Source organism: Capnocytophaga sp. oral taxon 412 str. F0487, from assembly GCF_000271925.1.
GTDB lineage: Bacteria > Bacteroidota > Bacteroidia > Flavobacteriales > Flavobacteriaceae > Capnocytophaga > Capnocytophaga ochracea.
The window spans coordinates 45244-62251 of sequence record NZ_AJZR01000061.1; the positions used below are offsets into that span (position 1 = coordinate 45244).

20 protein-coding genes and 3 pseudogenes are annotated in these 17008 nt (G+C 40.5%); 16 read left to right on the top strand and 7 right to left on the bottom strand.

Annotation, left to right across the window (positions count from 1 at the left end; all coding sequences use genetic code 11):
- The first annotated feature begins 5 nt into the window (after window positions 1-5).
- Window positions 6-821 carry a 2,3,4,5-tetrahydropyridine-2,6-dicarboxylate N-succinyltransferase gene (locus tag HMPREF1321_RS10515; RefSeq protein WP_016479662.1) on the top strand — a complete coding sequence of 272 codons (816 nt, stop codon included), beginning with the start codon at window positions 6-8 and terminating at the stop codon, window positions 819-821.
- A 67-nt stretch (window positions 822-888) separates the two neighbouring features.
- On the opposite strand, the gene HMPREF1321_RS10520 is transcribed toward HMPREF1321_RS10515, so the two are convergent.
- From HMPREF1321_RS10520 to HMPREF1321_RS10545, 6 genes and pseudogenes are all read right to left on the bottom strand, one after another.
- Complete coding sequence (locus tag HMPREF1321_RS10520) at window positions 889-1416, bottom strand: DUF3575 domain-containing protein (RefSeq protein WP_009411308.1); 528 nt, start codon at window positions 1414-1416, stop codon at window positions 889-891.
- A gap of 344 nt (window positions 1417-1760) precedes the next feature.
- Window positions 1761-2271, bottom strand: a pseudogene (locus HMPREF1321_RS10525) (gamma carbonic anhydrase family protein).
- Window positions 2252-2479: a DUF3820 family protein gene (locus HMPREF1321_RS10530; RefSeq protein ID WP_002675489.1), complete on the bottom strand. Its 228-nt coding sequence runs from the start codon at window positions 2477-2479 to the stop codon at window positions 2252-2254. The pseudogene HMPREF1321_RS10525 and the gene HMPREF1321_RS10530 overlap by 20 nt, the downstream one beginning before the upstream one ends.
- Before the next feature lie 28 nt (window positions 2480-2507).
- Window positions 2508-3641 carry a biotin synthase BioB gene (gene bioB, locus HMPREF1321_RS10535; RefSeq protein WP_009422581.1) on the bottom strand — a complete coding sequence of 378 codons (1134 nt, stop codon included), beginning with the start codon at window positions 3639-3641 and terminating at the stop codon, window positions 2508-2510.
- A gap of 53 nt (window positions 3642-3694) precedes the next feature.
- The gene (gene cmk, locus HMPREF1321_RS10540) at window positions 3695-4369 is read right to left on the bottom strand and encodes a (d)CMP kinase (protein ID WP_009422545.1); all 675 of its coding nucleotides are present in this window, start codon (window positions 4367-4369) and stop codon (window positions 3695-3697) included.
- 31 nt (window positions 4370-4400) lie between these two features.
- Window positions 4401-4886 carry a hypothetical protein gene (locus HMPREF1321_RS10545; RefSeq protein ID WP_009422597.1) on the bottom strand — a complete coding sequence of 162 codons (486 nt, stop codon included), beginning with the start codon at window positions 4884-4886 and terminating at the stop codon, window positions 4401-4403.
- A 722-nt stretch (window positions 4887-5608) separates the two neighbouring features.
- On the opposite strand from HMPREF1321_RS10545, the gene HMPREF1321_RS10550 reads away from it, so the two are divergent.
- The 10 genes and pseudogenes from HMPREF1321_RS10550 to HMPREF1321_RS10590 all read left to right on the top strand — a co-directional run bounded on the left by HMPREF1321_RS10550 (window position 5609) and on the right by HMPREF1321_RS10590 (window position 12793).
- Window positions 5609-6637, top strand: coding sequence for a rod shape-determining protein (locus HMPREF1321_RS10550; RefSeq protein ID WP_002675473.1), 1029 nt, complete (start codon window positions 5609-5611; stop codon window positions 6635-6637).
- A 34-nt stretch (window positions 6638-6671) separates the two neighbouring features.
- Complete coding sequence (gene mreC, locus HMPREF1321_RS10555) at window positions 6672-7508, top strand: rod shape-determining protein MreC (protein WP_002675472.1); 837 nt, start codon at window positions 6672-6674, stop codon at window positions 7506-7508.
- Window positions 7505-8011 (top strand): rod shape-determining protein MreD, encoded by a 507-nt coding sequence (gene mreD / locus HMPREF1321_RS10560; RefSeq protein ID WP_009411304.1) that lies wholly within the window; start codon window positions 7505-7507, stop codon window positions 8009-8011. Before mreC ends, mreD begins: the two co-directional genes overlap by 4 nt.
- Entirely contained in the window at window positions 8008-9867 is a 1860-nt protein-coding gene (mrdA, locus tag HMPREF1321_RS10565) for a penicillin-binding protein 2 (RefSeq protein ID WP_002675470.1), read from the top strand. Before mreD ends, mrdA begins: the two co-directional genes overlap by 4 nt.
- Entirely contained in the window at window positions 9867-10418 is a 552-nt protein-coding gene (locus tag HMPREF1321_RS10570; protein WP_009422589.1) for a Maf-like protein, read from the top strand. The genes mrdA and HMPREF1321_RS10570 overlap by 1 nt, the downstream gene beginning before the upstream one ends.
- 178 nt (window positions 10419-10596) lie before the next feature.
- Window positions 10597-11043 carry a polymer-forming cytoskeletal protein gene (locus HMPREF1321_RS10575; protein WP_009422598.1) on the top strand — a complete coding sequence of 149 codons (447 nt, stop codon included), beginning with the start codon at window positions 10597-10599 and terminating at the stop codon, window positions 11041-11043.
- Window positions 10994-11236 carry an AtpZ/AtpI family protein gene (locus HMPREF1321_RS10580; RefSeq protein WP_083832750.1) on the top strand — a complete coding sequence of 81 codons (243 nt, stop codon included), beginning with the start codon at window positions 10994-10996 and terminating at the stop codon, window positions 11234-11236. Before HMPREF1321_RS10575 ends, HMPREF1321_RS10580 begins: the two co-directional genes overlap by 50 nt.
- Window positions 11226-11609 (top strand): hypothetical protein, encoded by a 384-nt coding sequence (locus HMPREF1321_RS10585; protein ID WP_034576058.1) that lies wholly within the window; start codon window positions 11226-11228, stop codon window positions 11607-11609. The genes HMPREF1321_RS10580 and HMPREF1321_RS10585 overlap by 11 nt, the downstream gene beginning before the upstream one ends.
- Window positions 11610-12091: 482 nt before the next feature.
- Window positions 12092-12284, top strand: a pseudogene (locus HMPREF1321_RS12275) (phosphinothricin acetyltransferase).
- A gap of 167 nt (window positions 12285-12451) precedes the next feature.
- The gene (locus HMPREF1321_RS10590; protein ID WP_009417595.1) at window positions 12452-12793 is read left to right on the top strand and encodes a TM2 domain-containing protein; all 342 of its coding nucleotides are present in this window, start codon (window positions 12452-12454) and stop codon (window positions 12791-12793) included.
- Window positions 12794-12873: 80 nt separating this feature from the next.
- Here the strand turns inward: HMPREF1321_RS10590 and HMPREF1321_RS12280 are convergent, their stop codons facing one another.
- A complete protein-coding gene (locus HMPREF1321_RS12280) occupies window positions 12874-13041 on the bottom strand; it encodes a hypothetical protein (protein ID WP_009417661.1) in 168 nt (55 codons plus the stop codon).
- Here HMPREF1321_RS12280 and HMPREF1321_RS12285 point away from each other — a divergent pair.
- From HMPREF1321_RS12285 to HMPREF1321_RS10615, 5 genes and pseudogenes are all read left to right on the top strand, one after another.
- Window positions 12962-13201 (top strand): annotated as a pseudogene (locus tag HMPREF1321_RS12285) (DUF2752 domain-containing protein); the annotation flags it as partial. The gene HMPREF1321_RS12280 and the pseudogene HMPREF1321_RS12285 sit on opposite strands and share 80 nt — an antisense overlap.
- Window positions 13198-13629 carry a hypothetical protein gene (locus HMPREF1321_RS10600; RefSeq protein ID WP_009422620.1) on the top strand — a complete coding sequence of 144 codons (432 nt, stop codon included), beginning with the start codon at window positions 13198-13200 and terminating at the stop codon, window positions 13627-13629. The pseudogene HMPREF1321_RS12285 and the gene HMPREF1321_RS10600, both read left to right, overlap by 4 nt.
- A complete protein-coding gene (locus tag HMPREF1321_RS10605) occupies window positions 13629-14441 on the top strand; it encodes a M48 family metallopeptidase (RefSeq protein WP_009422635.1) in 813 nt (270 codons plus the stop codon). The genes HMPREF1321_RS10600 and HMPREF1321_RS10605 overlap by 1 nt, the downstream gene beginning before the upstream one ends.
- 2 nt (window positions 14442-14443) lie before the next feature.
- Window positions 14444-14875: a Holliday junction resolvase RuvX gene (gene ruvX, locus HMPREF1321_RS10610; RefSeq protein WP_009422551.1), complete on the top strand. Its 432-nt coding sequence runs from the start codon at window positions 14444-14446 to the stop codon at window positions 14873-14875.
- 24 nt (window positions 14876-14899) lie between these two features.
- A complete protein-coding gene (locus tag HMPREF1321_RS10615; RefSeq protein WP_034576062.1) occupies window positions 14900-17008 on the top strand; it encodes a glycoside hydrolase family 97 protein in 2109 nt (702 codons plus the stop codon).

Here is a 17008-nt window from a genome sequence, read left to right on the forward strand (position 1 = left end):
GATAAATGGAACACTTAAAACAAATGATAGATGAGGCGTGGGAGAATCGCTCATTGCTTCGTGAGGAAATCGTACAGCAAACTATTAGAGAGGTGATTCACCTCTTAGATTTAGGTAAATTGCGAGTAGCAGAGCCTACTGCCGATGGCTGGAAAGTAAACGAATGGGTGAAAAAAGCTGTTGTGCTTTACTTCCCTATCCAAAATATGAAACCCGTAGAGGTGGGTATCTTTGAGTTTCACGATAAGATTCCGCTCAAACACAACTACGATGAGAAAGGAGTGCGCGTAGTACCACCTGCTGTAGCACGTCGTGGCGCTTTTATTGCCAAAGGCGCTATACTGATGCCCAGCTATGTGAATATAGGGGCGTATGTAGATGAAGGTACAATGGTAGATACGTGGGCTACTGTGGGTAGTTGCGCTCAAATAGGCAAGCACGTGCACCTCAGTGGTGGTGTAGGTGTAGGAGGTGTATTAGAACCCTTGCAAGCAGCTCCCGTGATAGTAGAAGACGGAGCTTTCATCGGGTCGCGTTGTATCTTGGTAGAAGGAGTGCGCGTAGGCAAAGAAGCGGTACTTGGTGCTAATGTAGTGCTTACAGCCTCTACTAAAATCATTGATGTAACGGGTAGTGAACCTAAAGAACTGAAAGGCTATGTGCCCGAACGTTCGGTAGTTATCCCTGGTAGTTACACCAAGCACTTCCCTGCTGGCGATTACCAAGTGCCTTGTGCCCTTATCATCGGGCAGCGTAAAGCCTCAACCGATAAGAAAACTTCACTAAATGATGCCCTTAGAGAATATGGAGTTTCTGTATAAGAAAAGTGATGAGGATATAAAATAGAAAAGGCTACCCCAAAGGTAGCCTTTTTAATAGATAATAGATTTAGAATTTATATCCTATCTTAATACCAAAGTTAGGTTCGATAGCCCAGAACTTCTTATTTTCATTAACTTGTTTACCAAAGTTTCGTGCAATATTTGCAAAAGGAGCGATGATAAAGGTATCGTCGAGATTCCATTGGTAACCTGCCCCTACACCTAAGATAAAACTATCCAAACGCGTTTTTACTCCATCTTCAGAGAATGTTCCAAAGCGTTGTTTGATAAAGGGATTTACATAGAGCCCTGTGCCTCCGTCTTCTTCAAAATAGTAGTTATATCCTATTTGAATACTAGTAGCTCTGTACTTCTCTCCACTCTTTTTAGGGAATACAGAAAAGCGGTCGTTAAAGAAAATAGTTCCTTCGATAGACTGATTAGGAGCTATGTAATGTTCATAACCTAACTCTACAGAAGCTAACCATATAACATTCAAGATATTTAAGTTTACTTGATGTTGAGGAAAATCACTTTGGGCAAATGTTTTTGCTGAGAAAAACATAAGCATTACAGCTACAATAATTTTTTTCATCGGTTTTCTTAGTTTAAAAATAATGGCAAAGATACTACTTTTATGCTAATACACAAAAATAATACTGTAAAATCAAAAAAAGTCCAGTGTGTAGCACACTGGACTTTTATATGTAAAACTAACTAATTCACTTGTGAAGAAAAGGTAACAACTATTAAAAACACTAAAAAAGAATACAGACTTCACAAGGAATCGCAAACGAAATATAAAGACTTTACTACTATTATATTCCTTTACTAATAGTGGGGCAAAGGTATATATTATTTTGAATACATCCAAATAAATAGTAGAATAATTTTAAATAACATATATTTAATACTGATAATCAACACATAGCATATTGTCTATTTTTCTATCCAACTTGCATATTTAGGATAGTTTAGGGCAATTCGCTCGATGAGAGTTTTCTGTTCATCGGTAATATTTTTGAGTTTTTTAGCAGGAACGCCAGCATAGAGGCTCCCTTTTTCTATATGGGTATTAGGAGGTACTACGGCTCCAGCAGGCTACAATGCTATGGTTTTCTACCACACACCCGTCCATTACGATGCTTCCCATACCTATAAGCACATCATCTTCGATAGTACAGCCGTGTACAATAGCGTTATGCCCTATGGACACGCGATTGCCAATGGTCGTAGGGTGTGTTTGATAGGTAGCGTGAATCACTACACCATCTTGGATATTGGTGTCATCACCTATGCAAATAGTGTTTACATCGCCACGAATAACCGCATTATACCACACGGTACAGCGGTCGCCTAAGTGCACATCACCGGTAAGGGTAGCATTTTCAGCAAAAAAGCAACCTTCCCCAAAGGTAGGTTACTTTCCGTTAACTTTCTTGACTAACATATTCTTTTAGTTTATCGATTATCTCTTGTAGACCATTAGTTTTTATCTCGAAAGTAGTAGCCAATAGCATTCCTAATTTTCCTTTGGGAAATCCTTGAGTGCTGAACCACTCGAGGTAATAGGAAGGCAAATCAGCAATCATAGTACCCTTGTACTTGCCATAGGGCATTGGGGTTGTGATGATTTCTTTGAGAATTTCGGAGTTCATAGAGAAAATTAGAAAATTAGCAGATTTACTAATGTGCTATTTTAACCATCTTCCTCTTTTCTTCGTTGCGCTCTATTTTATGGTTAGGGCGTGTCCATTTAGGGTTTTCGCCTAAGGAGTGATATTGAGAATCTTCTGCTTCTACCGTATGAGGCTGTGGATGCGTTTCAAAAGGTTTCTGAATACGCATACCAAGTACGCCGAGCATTTGCATATCCTCATTGATATCGGGGTTAGGAGTGGTGAGGAGCTTATCGCCTGCGAAGATAGAGTTGGCTCCCGCAAAGAAACAGAGAGCTTGTCCTTCTTGGCTCATTTGGGTACGACCTGCGGAAAGGCGCACTTGCGATTGTGGCATCACGATACGTGCGGTAGCTACCATACGCACCATCTCGAAGATATCTACGGGCTCACAGTCTTCCAAAGGTGTTCCTTCTACGGGCACTAAGGCATTGATAGGCACTGACTCGGGTTGTGGATTGAGCGTTGAGAGCGCTACGAGCATTCCGGCGCGGTCTTCGAGTGATTCACCCATACCAATAATCCCTCCACTGCACACAGTGATATTGGTTTTGCGCACGTTGTCAATCGTTTTGAGGCGGTCGTCATAACTACGGGTAGAAATGATTTCTTTGTAGTATTCTTCTGACGTATCTAGGTTGTGATTGTAAGCATACAAGCCTGCTTCCGCCAAACGTTTGGCTTGGTTTTCGGTAAGCATACCGAGTGTACAGCACACTTCCATATCCAGCTTATTGATAGTACGCACCATTTCGAGCACCTGTTCAAATTCGGGACCATCTTTTACGTTACGCCACGCTGCCCCCATACACACACGTGAAGCTCCTGCTGATTTAGCACGAAGGGCTTGGGCTTTTACGTGAGTAACACCCATCATATCGGCGTTTTCTATTTTTACTTCGGTTTCGTAACGCGCCGATTGCGGACAGTAAGCACAGTCTTCGGAGCAACCTCCGGTTTTAATAGAGAGAAGTGTAGAGACTTGTACTGAGTTAGGGTCGTGATATTTACGGTGCACGGTAGCGGCTTCGTAGAGCAACTCCATTAGGGGTTTATTGTAAATAGCCATTATTTCTTCTTTCGTCCAATTATGACGGGTTTCGGCATTGCTACAGCCACACGTATGTTGATTTTCGCACATAGTTCTTTTCTTTATTTCGGGGGCAAAGATACAAAACAATTGACAATTGACAATTAACAATTAACAAATGCTAAGATTTTTTGTACTTGTTCCTCTATCGTAAGATTGGTATTATCGATAACTATGGCATCATCAGCTTTTTTGAGAGGTGACTCTTTGCGGGTAGTATCGATATGGTCGCGGTGCTGGATATTGGCAAGCACTTCGTCGAACGATGCTTTATCGCCTTTGGCTTGTAACTCTTTATAACGGCGCTGGGCGCGCACTTGTTCGCTAGCGGTCATAAATATTTTAAGTTCAGCATTCGGGAATACCGTTGTACCGATATCGCGTCCGTCCATTACAATACCTTTGTCTTTACCCATTTTGCGTTGAAGGTCTACTAGGTAAGTGCGCACTTCGGGTTGTTTGGCAACTTCGCTCACCCAATTGGCTATTTCAATACCGCGTATTTCGTTTTCGATATTCTTACCGTCTAAATAAATTTCAGAAAATCCCAACTCAGGGTTGTATACGAACTTTATTTCCGACTTTCGCAGGGCTTTCATCAGCGGTTTTACTTCGATGCCCGAGGTAGAAACATAACCTTTTTCTAAGGCTAAATAAGTAACGGCGCGGTACATCGCACCTGTATCGATATAGACGTAGCCTAACGCTTTGGCTACGGCTTTGGCAGTAGTACTCTTTCCTGTTGAGGAATAGCCATCAATGGCAATGATAATATTCATTAGTGTTTAGTTATTAGTTTTTAATCGTTAGTTATTTGTAGAGTGATGGGGCTATTTCTATTTCGGTTACAACTTTTTTGTTTTTATCGTAGTAATAATAGTACAGTGTTATATTGTTATCAATGAAAAAACGCATCTTCCCGCGATTGGTTCTTAGGTTTTGTACAATGGCTTCCTTAGCTGCTGATGCGTCGAACTCTACTCCTTCGGAATCGAAATTAAAAAGGGTTGCATAATACCCCATAGTTTTTTCCCCTTTTAGGGCAACACTATCTAAGCGCACCCCCTCTTCTATTATTTGTGGTAATTGCCGGTTTATTTCGGCTACTTGATTCTTCATCTCATCGGTAACTAAATCGTTTTTAGCTTTTGAAAAGAAGGAGCTTGTGAGATAGCGCGTCGTAAAGAATGCTGCTAAAAATACCACAATAAAAGACACCACACCCACTATTACTGCAACAATATTTTTAGTGCGATTGTTCTTTCGGGATTCCTGAGCGTTAAGAAAATCGTTCATTTTTGTCTCTTTTTAACGCTACAAAGATATAAAACAAAAAGCAAACTGCAATGCCCTGATGCGTTTTTATCTTAAAAAAATACAACTATCTAATGATAAATACTTAAAAACAATGAGATAAGAAAATTTGAAAATGAGAAAATGAGGAAATTTGAAAATGAGAAAATGGGGAGGGTTGAGAGGTTCGGAAGATATCGGAGAGAAACGGAAGGGTGTATTGAAGTAAAAGCTAAAAGATGAGCTGTAATTTGGGTGGGGTTAGCTTATAGAGAGCTTATAGGAAGCTTATACGAATCTTGGACGATTGGTATAGAAAAGGTATATAAATAATTGATTAATAATACTATACAACAGCGCTAAAAATGTTAAAAAAAGGGTTTCGAGGCGAAAGAAAAGGGAATGAGTAATGGATAAGGATAGGAACTCGGTGCTTACTCAAAAGTCGGTGAGCTATTGTAGAACACTATGCGAGATTAGAAATTAGTTTTACGTATACCTAAAAGATGTTATATTATATCGAATAGAAATTATTTAATAGAAATTCATATAAACTGATAAACAGCAAGATAAGAGGTAGTTAGCCATAAAGTTTTGAGAAAAAGTGTAAGAATATTTGTGTAGGTCAAAAAAAAATCGTAAAATTGCACCCGCAAAAAGTAGTGTCTACAAAACACTTAAATAACTGATTTATAAGGTAAATATATAATAGAAAGAAAAATAATATGGGTTTTTTTGATTTCTTGACAGAAGAAATAGCCATTGATTTGGGTACTGCGAACACCCTCATTATTCACAATGACAGGGTAGTGATTGATAGTCCATCGATTGTAGCAATAGATAGGACAACCAGAAGAATTATAGCCGTAGGTAGAGAAGCACGGCTAATGCAAGGGAAAACACACCCTAATATCACGACTGTTCGTCCGCTAAAAGACGGGGTAATTGCCGACTTTGACGCTTCGGAACAGATGATAGGAATGCTCATTAAGAGTATACCTGCGTTGCGCAAACGCTTTTTCTCGCCTTCGTTGCGTATGGTAGTTTGTATCCCCTCAGGAATTACCGAGGTGGAAACGCGTGCGGTACGCGAGTCGTGCGAACGTGTGAACGGTAAGGATATTTACCTCGTACACGAACCGATGGCAGCGGCTATTGGTATAGGGCTTGACATTATGCAACCTAAGGGTAATATGATTATCGACATAGGTGGGGGTACTACCGAGATTGCGGTGATTGCCTTAGGGGGTATTGTATGCGACAAGTCGGTAAAAATTGCAGGGGATATTTTCAACTCGGATATTGTGCACTATATGCGTACGCAACACAACCTTTACGTAGGAGAAAGTACTGCAGAAAACATTAAGATGACCGTAGGAGCCGCTACTGAAGATCTCGATGCCCCACCAGATGATATTATGGTACAAGGGCGTGACCTGCTCACCGGTAAGCCTAAGCAAGTGCAAGTTTCCTACCGCGAAATGGTGAAAGCACTGGATAAGTCTATTCTTCGTATAGAAGATGCTATAATGGAGACACTTTCGCAAACGCCTCCTGAATTGGCTGCCGATATCTATAATACAGGTATCTATATGGCAGGTGGTGGCTCGATGTTGCGAGGGTTAGACAAACGTATTTCTATGAAAACTGACCTCCCTGTATACGTAGCCGAAGACCCTTTGCGTGCCGTAGTACGTGGAACAGGTATCACTCTAAAAAACATTAATAAATTCAGAAGTATTTTATTAAAGTAAAATAGATAGAGGTAAGAGATAAGAAACAAGAGGTATGAACCAAATCATTCAATTCTTTATGAGGTCGAGGGACTTTTTTGTGTTCCTCGCACTGTTCTTATGCGCTATTGGTTTGGTTTTTAACAGCAATTATTATCCTCAGAGTGCTTACATAAACTCAGCGAATGCAGTGTCGGGTAGGCTTTACAGTTTCACAGACTATTGGGCACAATATTTTAGCTTACGCGGTCAGAACGAAACCCTTACTGAGGAGAATAGAGCTCTGCGCTCACAACTCTTACGGATGGAACAGCAAATCCGCAATATATCTCTTGTAGATTCGGTGTCATTTCCCACTACCGATTCACTGAAATACAAGGTACTTAAAGCAAATGTTATAAAAAATAGTTTCCGTTTAAAAAACAACTACCTCACTATCGACAAAGGTACAAAAGACGGTGTAAAGCAAGATATGGGAGTGCTCTCGCCACAAGGAGTTGTGGGGATAATAGAGAATACTTCGGAGAGGTTTGCTACTGTACAAAGTGTACTGAATACTAGGTCGGCACTGAATGCAATGGTGAAGCGCACACAACACTTTGGTTCATTGCGTTGGGATACCAGAGAGGTGAATAAAGTACAGCTGTTAGAAGTACCTAATATAGCCCCTATACAGAATGGAGATACGATTGTAACAGGGGGTATGTCGAACATATTCCCCAAGGGAATTCCTATTGGCAGGATAGTTCATTTTGAAAAGAGCAAAAAAGATAATACGTATATCATTGATGTAAAGCTATTTGCTGATATGTCGAACCTTGAATATGTGTATATTATTGAAGATAGAGATAGAGCAGCCGTTTCTGATTTAGAAAAACAGAACCCAAAATGAGTCACCCAGTAGTAAGAAATGTATATTTATTTGTATTCTTAGTGTTGTTGCAGGTACTCATCTTCAACAATGTGGAGTATTGGGGCTATGTAAATCCGATGGTTTACATAGTGTTTATACTGTTATTACCCTATCGTGAAAACAGAATGCCTTCATTGGTAGCGGCATTTTTAATAGGGTTGTGTATAGACATTTTTTCTAATACGGGAGGGTTGCACGCTGCCAGTAGTGTACTCATAGCTTATTTGCGTAATCCGATACTACTAACAGTATTTGGCAAGAATTTTGAGTATCAAGAATTGGATTTGCTCGCTTATCCGTTTTCTAAGATTTTTAGTTATACAACCTTGATGGTGGTAGTGCATCACACACTGTTTTATTTCTTAGAAGTCTTTAACTTCAATCACTTGTTTCTTACATTAGCAAAGATTGTAGGAGCATCTATCTTCACTATCATCGTTTGTTTGCTATTCATCTATCTGTTTAGTAAAAATAAGAAATGAGAAAATATCTGTTGCCCATTATTATTCTTTTTGTGGCAGTGGTGTTCTTAGTACGGTTATTCTTCTTACAAGTAATATTTCACGAGGAAAATACAGGAATTGACAACATTGCTATTGAAACGGTATACGATTACCCCGAACGCGGATATATTTACGACCGTAATGGAGAACTATTGGTATCGAACCAACCTGCCTATGACGTGATGGTTGTGCCCAGTGAGGTGAAAACTCTCGATACCTTAGAGCTTTGTGGACTCCTTGAAATCAGTAAAGAAGAGTTTAGGGAACGACTCATAAAAGCAAGTGATTACTCACGCAAAAAACCTTCGGTAATCGTGCACCAGCTCTCCAAAGATGATTATGCCGTACTACAAGAAAAGTTGCGCAAGTTTCAAGGATTTTATATACAGAAGCGAATGCTCCGCAGTTACCTCACTCACAATGCGGGGAATGTATTGGGATATATCAGCGAGGTAAATGAATGGGAACTGAAAAAGAACCCTTATTACTTAGCTGGTGAACTGATAGGGCGCAGTGGGGTAGAAAAACAATACGAGGAATTCTTACGAGGTAAAAAAGGTGTACAATTCTTCCAAAAAGACAAACACAACGCTGCCATTGAACGTTATAAAAATGGCGCAATGGATACTTTGCCTATCACTGGGCAACCTTTGCAACTAACCATAGACATCAATTTGCAAGCCTATGGCGAAATGCTGATGCAACACAAACACGGCGGAATCGTAGCTATAGAACCTAAAACAGGTGAGATTCTCGCATTGATATCAGCACCTACTTTTGACCCTGCTCTGTTAGTAGGACGTGAACGTTCTAAAAACTACACAGCCCTTTATAACGATTCGATTGCTAAACCTCTTTACGACCGCACACTATTAGCAGAATACCCACCAGGGTCGCCATTTAAAGTAATAAACGCACTGATAGGCTTACAGGAAGGTGTGATAACACCAGGTAGTGTGTTCAGCTGTGGAGGAGGTTATCGTTTTGGAGGGCGTATAATGCGTTGCCACTGCGGGCGCAGTTCTAATGACTTATTACACGGGATAGCTTTTTCTTGTAACTCTTATTTTGCAAATACCTATAAGCGCGCTATTGATATGAAAACCACTTCGGCAGTGGGTATGGACAAGTGGAATGCTCACGTACGAAGTTTTGGATTGGGAAGCTTTTTAGGTGCTGACTTACCGACGGGACGTGCAGGGAAAGTGCCTAATACTGCTTTATATGACAAACAATATGGTAAAGGTCGCTGGAACGGCACAACCAATATCTCTAACGCTATTGGGCAAGGAGAACTGCTCACCACTCCTATACAGCTTGCTAATGTGATGGCTGCCATCGCTAATAGAGGTTATTACTATACCCCTCATATCGTAAAAAAAATAGATAATAAAATTACTCCATTTCAAGAGTATACCGTTGCTAAACACACTACGATAGCCCCTAAGAACTTTGAACCTGTGATTAGAGGTATGAATATGGCATATGAGCAAGGTACCGCACGCCGTACCCAAATTGAAGGTATTAATATCGCTGCTAAAACAGGTACCGCCGAAAACTTTATAAAAGTGAATGGGAAGCGTATGCAACTTACTGACCACTCTATATTCGTAGCTTTTGCTCCCATAGAAGACCCTAAGATTGCTATTGCCGTATTTGTGGAAAACGGGTATTACGGAGCACGAGTAGCTGCTCCCATCGCCTCACTAATGATTGAAAAATACCTAAAAGGGGAAGTATACCGCTGTGACCTCGAAAAGCAAATGCTCGAAAAGAGTCTTGAAGACGAATATATGAAGCCTTATAGCGGATTGCCTTTTACCATCAACCGATAATGAAGAAAATTATATTAGCCTCAGGCTCACCGCGCCGTCAGCAGTTCCTGAAAGAATTAGATTTTCCTTATGAGGTAGTCCTCAAACCCGTAGACGAAACCTACCCTAAACACTTAAAGCGAGAGCAAATCACCGACTATCTCGCCCAGCTGAAAGCTACGCCCTTTGCGGGTGAAATACCTACGGATTGTATGCTTCTCACCTCTGATACTATTGTGTGGCACGAAGGTAAAGCCCTTGGTAAACCCAAAGACACTACCGAAGCCTTTGCAATGTTGCGTTCGCTCTCGGGGAAGACTCACGAGGTAATTACCTCTATATGTTTTACTACCAATGAAAAGCAAATAACGGAGCACTGTATTACGAAAGTAACCTTTAAAGAGCTTTCCGATGACGAAATAACCTATTACATCAGTCACTATCAGCCATTTGACAAAGCAGGAGCTTACGGTATACAGGAGTGGATAGGACATATAGGAGTTACCACTATTGAAGGCTCTTATAACAACGTGATGGGACTGCCTACGCACTTAATCAAAGAACAAATATAAAAACAAGTAAACTCTGGTAATTCTTGAATTTTACCAGAGTTTTTTCTTATATGCTAATTAGCTTAAACTATTAAAAAACAATTTATTAAGAAAAATAATAAAAAAAGAATCATTAAAAAAATTGCAGTTTAAAAATATTTATTGTACTTTTGGGGCTGTATTTTAAATAGAAATACAAATGGCTATATTTAATAAAGAGAGAGATAATAAAAAGATTATTATGGCAGCAGAAAATCCCACAGGAAGTAGCAACCGTATTGTTACTGAAACAAAATTCAAAGGAGAAATCAATTCAAAATCTGATTTTAGAATTGATGGTGAAGTGGAAGGAACTTTCCAAACTTCAGGTAAATTAGTAGTAGGCAGAACCGGTGTGATAAAAGGCACTGTGATTTGCGAAAACGCCGATATTGAAGGTAAAATAACAGGTACCCTCAAAGTGAGTAGTATTTTAAGTTTAAAATCTACTGCAGTTGTAGAAGGCGAAGTGTACGTAGATAAGCTTTCTATAGAACCAGGAGCGGTATTTAACGTTTCTTGCTCGATGAAAGGAGGCAAAAACAGTTTTACCATCAATGAAAAACCACAAACACCACTTACAGCCGAAAAACAACCACCTAAATAAGTGGATTACCTTTTCACAAATAGGGCTACAAATGGCTATTACCATAGTCATTTGTAGCTTTTTTGGTGTTTGGTTAGATGGTAAATTTCCTAATGAGTACTCTCTATGGACAGTGGTATGTTCGCTTTTTGGGGTATTTGGAGCTATGTATTCAGTAATTAAGAAAGCCCAACAGATGAGCGATGAAGAGTAACATACTCCTGTTTGTAAAATATTTATTATTGCTTATTGCCGGAGGAGTAGGACTCTTTTGGCTGTACGATTATTGCGTAAACACAGAGGGTATTAGTTTGTACTATTCGCTAAAAACCTTGCTCATCTTCCATTGTGGTTTATCTTTCTTCTTATTTAGTATTATCTTCATCGTAAACAAAAGACGCAAACAGCACACTGCTTTTGCTTTTATGGCGGGCTTTGCATTGCGTTTTGTAGCCGTAGTAATTCTCTCACTTCCGCTGGTAAAAACTGTAAGTCCTTCTCCTTTATACGAAATGCTCTTCATCTTATTACCTTCTTTTTATTTTACAACCATAGAGGCTGTATTAGCGATTCGGTTGATAAAATAAGTGGGAGCCAGGCGGGTAGAAAATTAGCAGATTAGAAAATTTGGAAATTAGAAAATGAGAGAATTAGCAAATTAACAGATTAGCAAATGGGATAAATGCCAGAAATACCAGAAATGCCAATAATACCACCAAGAGGAATGGACGGGTCGGACAGGTCAGAGGAGAGGTTGGAGAATTCGGAAGGAAACGGAGGAGTTCAGAAGGGCGTGTTGAGGTAAGAGGTAAAAAATGAGCTGTAAGATGGGTGGGGTGAGCTTATAGAGAGCTTATAGGAAGCTTATACGAATCTTGGACGATTGGTATAGAAAGGGTATATAAATAATTGATTCATAATATAATACAACAATGCCAAAAACGCCAAAAAGAGGGTTTCGAGGCGAAAGAAAGAGGAAGAGGCACTAGGCCTTAGGCCATAGGCACTTGGAGATAACATCACTCTTTACACATACCCAGTTGTTGCTGGATATCTTCAAAAGGAGAAACTGTGGCGAGTCTTTTATTCGGTAAGCCCCCGAACCCCCGAAGGGGGACAAGCTGGAAAAGCTGATAAACCTCCCCCTTACACATACCCAGTTGTTGCTGGCTATCTCCGAGAAGGGGAAGGTAGCGAGGGAAAAGGGAACAAATGACGAGGGACGAGAGACGAATGATGAAGGCAAGACGATGGTAAGATAAGGGAAATGTAAAGACCAAGTGTTGCAATTTTGTGGAAAAATACCTTGTTAAAGACACTATTTGTGAATTTGAATCAGAAGTATAACTTTTTTTGTTAAAATATTAGGCAATATCAAAAAAATGCTGTAATATTGCACCATAATTTTAATTTCATAATTTTACACACTATGGATGCACAAAAAGTGGATATGTTTATCGTAACTAATGGTAAATTTTTCAGACCTGAAATCGTTCCTCAAATTCGTGAAAAGCTTCTTTCTTTGGACGAATCAAAATGGGTAATGCTACAAACGATACAATTTAAAGACCCTACTACTTCTCTCCTCATTTCTATTTTTGCAGGACATTTGGGTATTGACCGTTTCTACATAGGCGATGTAGGTATGGGAGTTGGTAAATTGCTTACTTGTGGTGGTTTGGGTATTTGGACAATTGTGGACTGGTTCCTAATTATGGACGCTACAAGAGACAAAAATGCGGAATTATTAGCTTCAGCACTTAGTTACTAATTGACGACTAAAAAGTTCTATACTTTCATCACACTCCTATGTCTTGCCTGTTGGGGGTGGCTACTTAGCCACTATATTTTTCACGGACAGGACATAGGGGTTACTGTTTGTGCAATAAAGAATGTTACGGGGTACCCCTGTCCGTCGTGTGGTACCACGCGGTCGGTTGAGGCTTTTTTTGAAGGACACTGGGGAGAGGCGTTACTAACCAATCCGCTTGGGGTATTGGCATCGGTATTACTTATCATTACTCCGTTATGGTTACTTTATGATTTATGCAGAAAGAAAACTACTTTGCAGGGAGCTTACATAAAGTTTGAAAAATTCTTTAAACACCCTTACGTGTATATTCCCTTTTTTATTCTCATAGTACTGAACTGGATTTGGAATATTTATAAAGGTTTATGATAGAATCTAAACAATTAAACGAACGCATCAGCGATGGTGACAAGGAGCGCGCTGCCAATAGCTATATAATGTCGATAGTGGCTATTATGGCGGGAATGCCTTTGCCTATCATCAATCTACTGGCTACCATATTCTTTCTGGTGGCACATCGCAAAGGCTCTTATTTTGTGCGTTGGCATTGTTATCAAGCCTTCGTTTCACAACTCTTCTTATTTTTTGTAAACACCACTACTTTCTGGTGGACTGTATCAATAGTATTGGGGAGCAATTTAGTAACTAATGCTTATATTGCTTGGCTGATTATTGCCTTTATCTTTAATGTCTATGAAATTATAGGCACGTTTTATTCTGCCATAAAGATACGCAAGGGCGAACATTTATCGTGGTGGTTTTACGGTGATATTGTAGATTTAATAGTGAAAAAATAATGAATAAAGTAATATCAAGAGGCACTATTTTACTGTGTGTTTTCTTTGGTGGTTGGTTTTTACTGCAACAAGTAAACTGGTTGGGGATTTTTAAGATTAACCCGCTGATAAGGAATGAATATGTGAAGAAAATAGAGGTGAAGCTGGGTGAAATGATGTTTGAGGACTTCACGAGCAGAAACTCGGTGGTAGACGATAGCCTTGCAGTAGCGACTATCGACAGTATGGTGACCAAAATATGTGATGCTAATAACATCGACCGGAAGGAGCTGAAAGTGTACTTATTAGATAGTGAAGAGGTAAATGCTTTTGCTTTGCCTAATCACCAGCTGATGATTTATACAGGACTTGTAAAAAAGACCTCAAGCCCAGAAGCCCTTTGTGGGGTGATTGGGCACGAGCTGGCGCATATTGAAAAAGATCACGTAATGCAGTCGCTTGTAAGAGAATTAGGGATAGGCACTTTGTTTGCTATTATTTCGGGGCGGTCAGACCTTTCGATGATTACAGAAGTAGGCAGAATTGTATCTTCGAGTGCTTTTAACCGAAATATGGAAAAAGAAGCCGACCTTGTGGGACTTACCTATATACAAAATGCGAAGATAGACCCTAAACCTTTTGCTGAGTTTATAGGGGTGATAGATGATAAAAATACTCCGCCTTCGGCATTTAAATGGGTAAGCACTCATCCTTTCGCAAAAGATAGGAAAGAGTATTTGCTACAAAATATCAGTAAACAGCGAACTAACTACAAGCCTGTTATTTCTTCATCTACTTGGAAAACATTTAAGGAAATCATAGAGGAAGAATAATTATGCGACTCTTAGCTATAGACTACGGAACCAAACGCACAGGTATTGCTGTAACCGACCCCCTGCAAATCATCGCTTCGGGGCTTTGCACAGTAGAAACCCCTACCCTACTGGCTTTCCTAAAACAATACACTGCCGAGGAAGCCGTAGAAGCCTTTGTAATTGGGCAACCTAAACGACTCAACAACGAGGATTCCAGCGTAGAGGCTGAGATACAAAAGTTTATCAGTAAGTTACAACAGGAGTTTCCAGAGATACCTATCCACCGTCAAGACGAGCGGTTTACCTCCAAACTTGCTTTCCAAACAATGATTGATAGCGGACTTAAAAAGAAACAACGCCAGAACAAAGCGCTGATAGATGAGATAAGTGCTACTATCATATTACAAGAATTTCTTTCAGGGAGAGCCAATGAGTGGTCAAGCAAAAGATAAAATGACAGCAAAAATATTTAACCAATGAAAAAGTTTATTATCACTATTGTATGTATGTTCTGTTGTGCACCTCTTCTATTTGCACAAACTCTTTCATCTCCTAACGGAAACCTCAAACTCTCATTTCGGCTCACTGAAAAAGGCACGCCTACTTACGCCTTAACTTTCAAAGGTAAAAAAGTCATCAGCGAGAGTGCACTGGGTTTTGTAATCAACCAAAAGGAGGATTTCAACAGCAATTTTGAAATCACAGATGTTCAGTTTGCTGAAGCTAATAGTGTATGGCAACCAGTATTGGGTGAAAACAAAGAAATACGCGACCATCACAAAGAAATGTTAGTGCACCTCTCTCAGAAAAACAGCGGACGACAATTGCTCTTGCGTTTTCGCTTGTTCAACGATGGTTTAGGTTTCCGCTATGAGTTCCCCTTGCAAGACAACTTCCGTCACTTTAGAATTCAAGAAGAGCTTACTGCTTTCCAACTCTCTGGCAACCACAAAGCTTTCTGGATTCCCGCTGACTACGACACCAATGAGTTTCCTATTACCACTTCTGCTATTTCGGAAATTCCAAAACTTATAGATAAAGTGCGCGAAGAGCCTTTGGTTGCCAAAGCACCTACTCCCAATGTAGCCGTACAAACTCCCTTGACGCTCAAATCGAGTGATGGATTATACATCAATTTGCACGAGGCGGCTTTGGTGAATTACCCTGCGATGATGCTCAACGTCAATGCTGTCGAACATCAGTTATCAGCTCATTTAGTTCCCGATAAGAATGGGGTAAAAGGCTACATTCAAACGGGTAGCGTAACACCTTGGCGCACGATAGTAGTGAGCGATGATGCTCGCGATATTTTGGCTTCTAACCTTATCCTCAACCTCAACGAACCCTGTAAAATCATCGATACTTCTTGGATTCACCCTACCAAATACATAGGCGTTTGGTGGGAGTATTTCATAGGAGGTAGCAGTACGTGGGCTTACTCCGATGACCGCGATATTACCATTGGCGTTACCGATTATACAAAACTCACACCTAACGGACACCACGGTGCTAATACCGAGCACGTGAAGAAATACATCAATTTTGCCGCTCAACACGGTTTTGATGCCGTTCTTGTGGAAGGTTGGAACGAGGGTTGGGAAGATAATTATGCTTACGACAAAGAGCGCATCTACAGCTTTACCAAAGCCTACCCCGATTTTGATGTACAAGCACTACACCAATACGCCGCTGCCAAAGGTGTAAAACTGATTATGCACCACGAAACGACCTCCTCAGTAGCGGATTACGAACGCCACTTGCACGAGGCTTTCCGCTTTATGAACGACAATGGTTACGATGCAGTGAAAACAGGTTATGTAGGACCTATCATTCCGCGCAGCGAATACCACGACGGACAATGGATGGTAAACCACTATAACTATGTAGCCGAAACCGCTGCTAAGTACCGCATAATGGTCAATTCACACGAAGCGGTGCGACCTACCGGTATGAGCCGTACTTACCCTAACTGGGTAGCCCAAGAGAGTGCACGCGGCACCGAATTTGAATCGTTCAACGGCAATCACCCTGAACATACTACTATCCTCCCCTTCACTCGCTTAATGGGCGGTGCTATGGACTATACCCCTGGTATTTTTGAAGGCGATTTGAGCCAATATGGCAACAACAAAGCCAAACTCAGCACTACCCTTGTGAAGCAATTAGCGCTCTACGTAACAATGTACAGTCCGTTGCAAATGGCAGCCGACTTACCTGAGAACTACGAAAAACACCTCGATGCTTTCCAATTTATCAAAGATGTAGTAGCCGACTGGGATAATACTTACATTTTAGAAGCCGAACCCGGCGATTACATCACCATTGCCCGCAAAGCTAAAGGTAAAAACGAGTGGTTCGTAGGTGCTATTACCGATGAAAACGCCCGTGAAGCTCTCGTTGATTTCAGTTTTCTACCCAAAGGAAAAACCTATACCGCTACCCTCTACACCGACGGTAAAAATGCTGATTGGCGTACCAACCCCCAAAGTTACTCTATCAAAACAATGAAAGTAACTCACAAAACCAAACTCAAACAACGCCTTGCCCCCAGTGGTGGTTTGGCAATATCAGTGAAAAGTGAATAA

What these genes read in the sequence shown, in the direction of transcription:
- HMPREF1321_RS10515 (WP_016479662.1), top strand. Translation starts at nt 6, where the DNA reads ATGGAACACTTAAAACAAATGATAGATGAGGCGTGGGAGAATCGCTCA.
- HMPREF1321_RS10520 (WP_009411308.1), bottom strand. Translation starts at nt 1,416, where the DNA reads ATGAAAAAAATTATTGTAGCTGTAATGCTTATGTTTTTCTCAGCAAAA.
- HMPREF1321_RS10530 (WP_002675489.1), bottom strand. Translation starts at nt 2,479, where the DNA reads ATGAACTCCGAAATTCTCAAAGAAATCATCACAACCCCAATGCCCTAT.
- bioB (WP_009422581.1), bottom strand. Translation starts at nt 3,641, where the DNA reads ATGTGCGAAAATCAACATACGTGTGGCTGTAGCAATGCCGAAACCCGT.
- cmk (WP_009422545.1), bottom strand. Translation starts at nt 4,369, where the DNA reads ATGAATATTATCATTGCCATTGATGGCTATTCCTCAACAGGAAAGAGT.
- HMPREF1321_RS10545 (WP_009422597.1), bottom strand. Translation starts at nt 4,886, where the DNA reads ATGAACGATTTTCTTAACGCTCAGGAATCCCGAAAGAACAATCGCACT.
- HMPREF1321_RS10550 (WP_002675473.1), top strand. Translation starts at nt 5,609, where the DNA reads ATGGGTTTTTTTGATTTCTTGACAGAAGAAATAGCCATTGATTTGGGT.
- mreC (WP_002675472.1), top strand. Translation starts at nt 6,672, where the DNA reads ATGAACCAAATCATTCAATTCTTTATGAGGTCGAGGGACTTTTTTGTG.
- mreD (WP_009411304.1), top strand. Translation starts at nt 7,505, where the DNA reads ATGAGTCACCCAGTAGTAAGAAATGTATATTTATTTGTATTCTTAGTG.
- mrdA (WP_002675470.1), top strand. Translation starts at nt 8,008, where the DNA reads ATGAGAAAATATCTGTTGCCCATTATTATTCTTTTTGTGGCAGTGGTG.
- HMPREF1321_RS10570 (WP_009422589.1), top strand. Translation starts at nt 9,867, where the DNA reads ATGAAGAAAATTATATTAGCCTCAGGCTCACCGCGCCGTCAGCAGTTC.
- HMPREF1321_RS10575 (WP_009422598.1), top strand. Translation starts at nt 10,597, where the DNA reads ATGGCTATATTTAATAAAGAGAGAGATAATAAAAAGATTATTATGGCA.
- HMPREF1321_RS10580 (WP_083832750.1), top strand. Translation starts at nt 10,994, where the DNA reads ATGAAAAACCACAAACACCACTTACAGCCGAAAAACAACCACCTAAAT.
- HMPREF1321_RS10585 (WP_034576058.1), top strand. Translation starts at nt 11,226, where the DNA reads ATGAAGAGTAACATACTCCTGTTTGTAAAATATTTATTATTGCTTATT.
- HMPREF1321_RS10590 (WP_009417595.1), top strand. Translation starts at nt 12,452, where the DNA reads ATGGATGCACAAAAAGTGGATATGTTTATCGTAACTAATGGTAAATTT.
- HMPREF1321_RS12280 (WP_009417661.1), bottom strand. Translation starts at nt 13,041, where the DNA reads ATGATAAGTAATACCGATGCCAATACCCCAAGCGGATTGGTTAGTAAC.
- HMPREF1321_RS10600 (WP_009422620.1), top strand. Translation starts at nt 13,198, where the DNA reads ATGATAGAATCTAAACAATTAAACGAACGCATCAGCGATGGTGACAAG.
- HMPREF1321_RS10605 (WP_009422635.1), top strand. Translation starts at nt 13,629, where the DNA reads ATGAATAAAGTAATATCAAGAGGCACTATTTTACTGTGTGTTTTCTTT.
- ruvX (WP_009422551.1), top strand. Translation starts at nt 14,444, where the DNA reads ATGCGACTCTTAGCTATAGACTACGGAACCAAACGCACAGGTATTGCT.
- HMPREF1321_RS10615 (WP_034576062.1), top strand. Translation starts at nt 14,900, where the DNA reads ATGAAAAAGTTTATTATCACTATTGTATGTATGTTCTGTTGTGCACCT.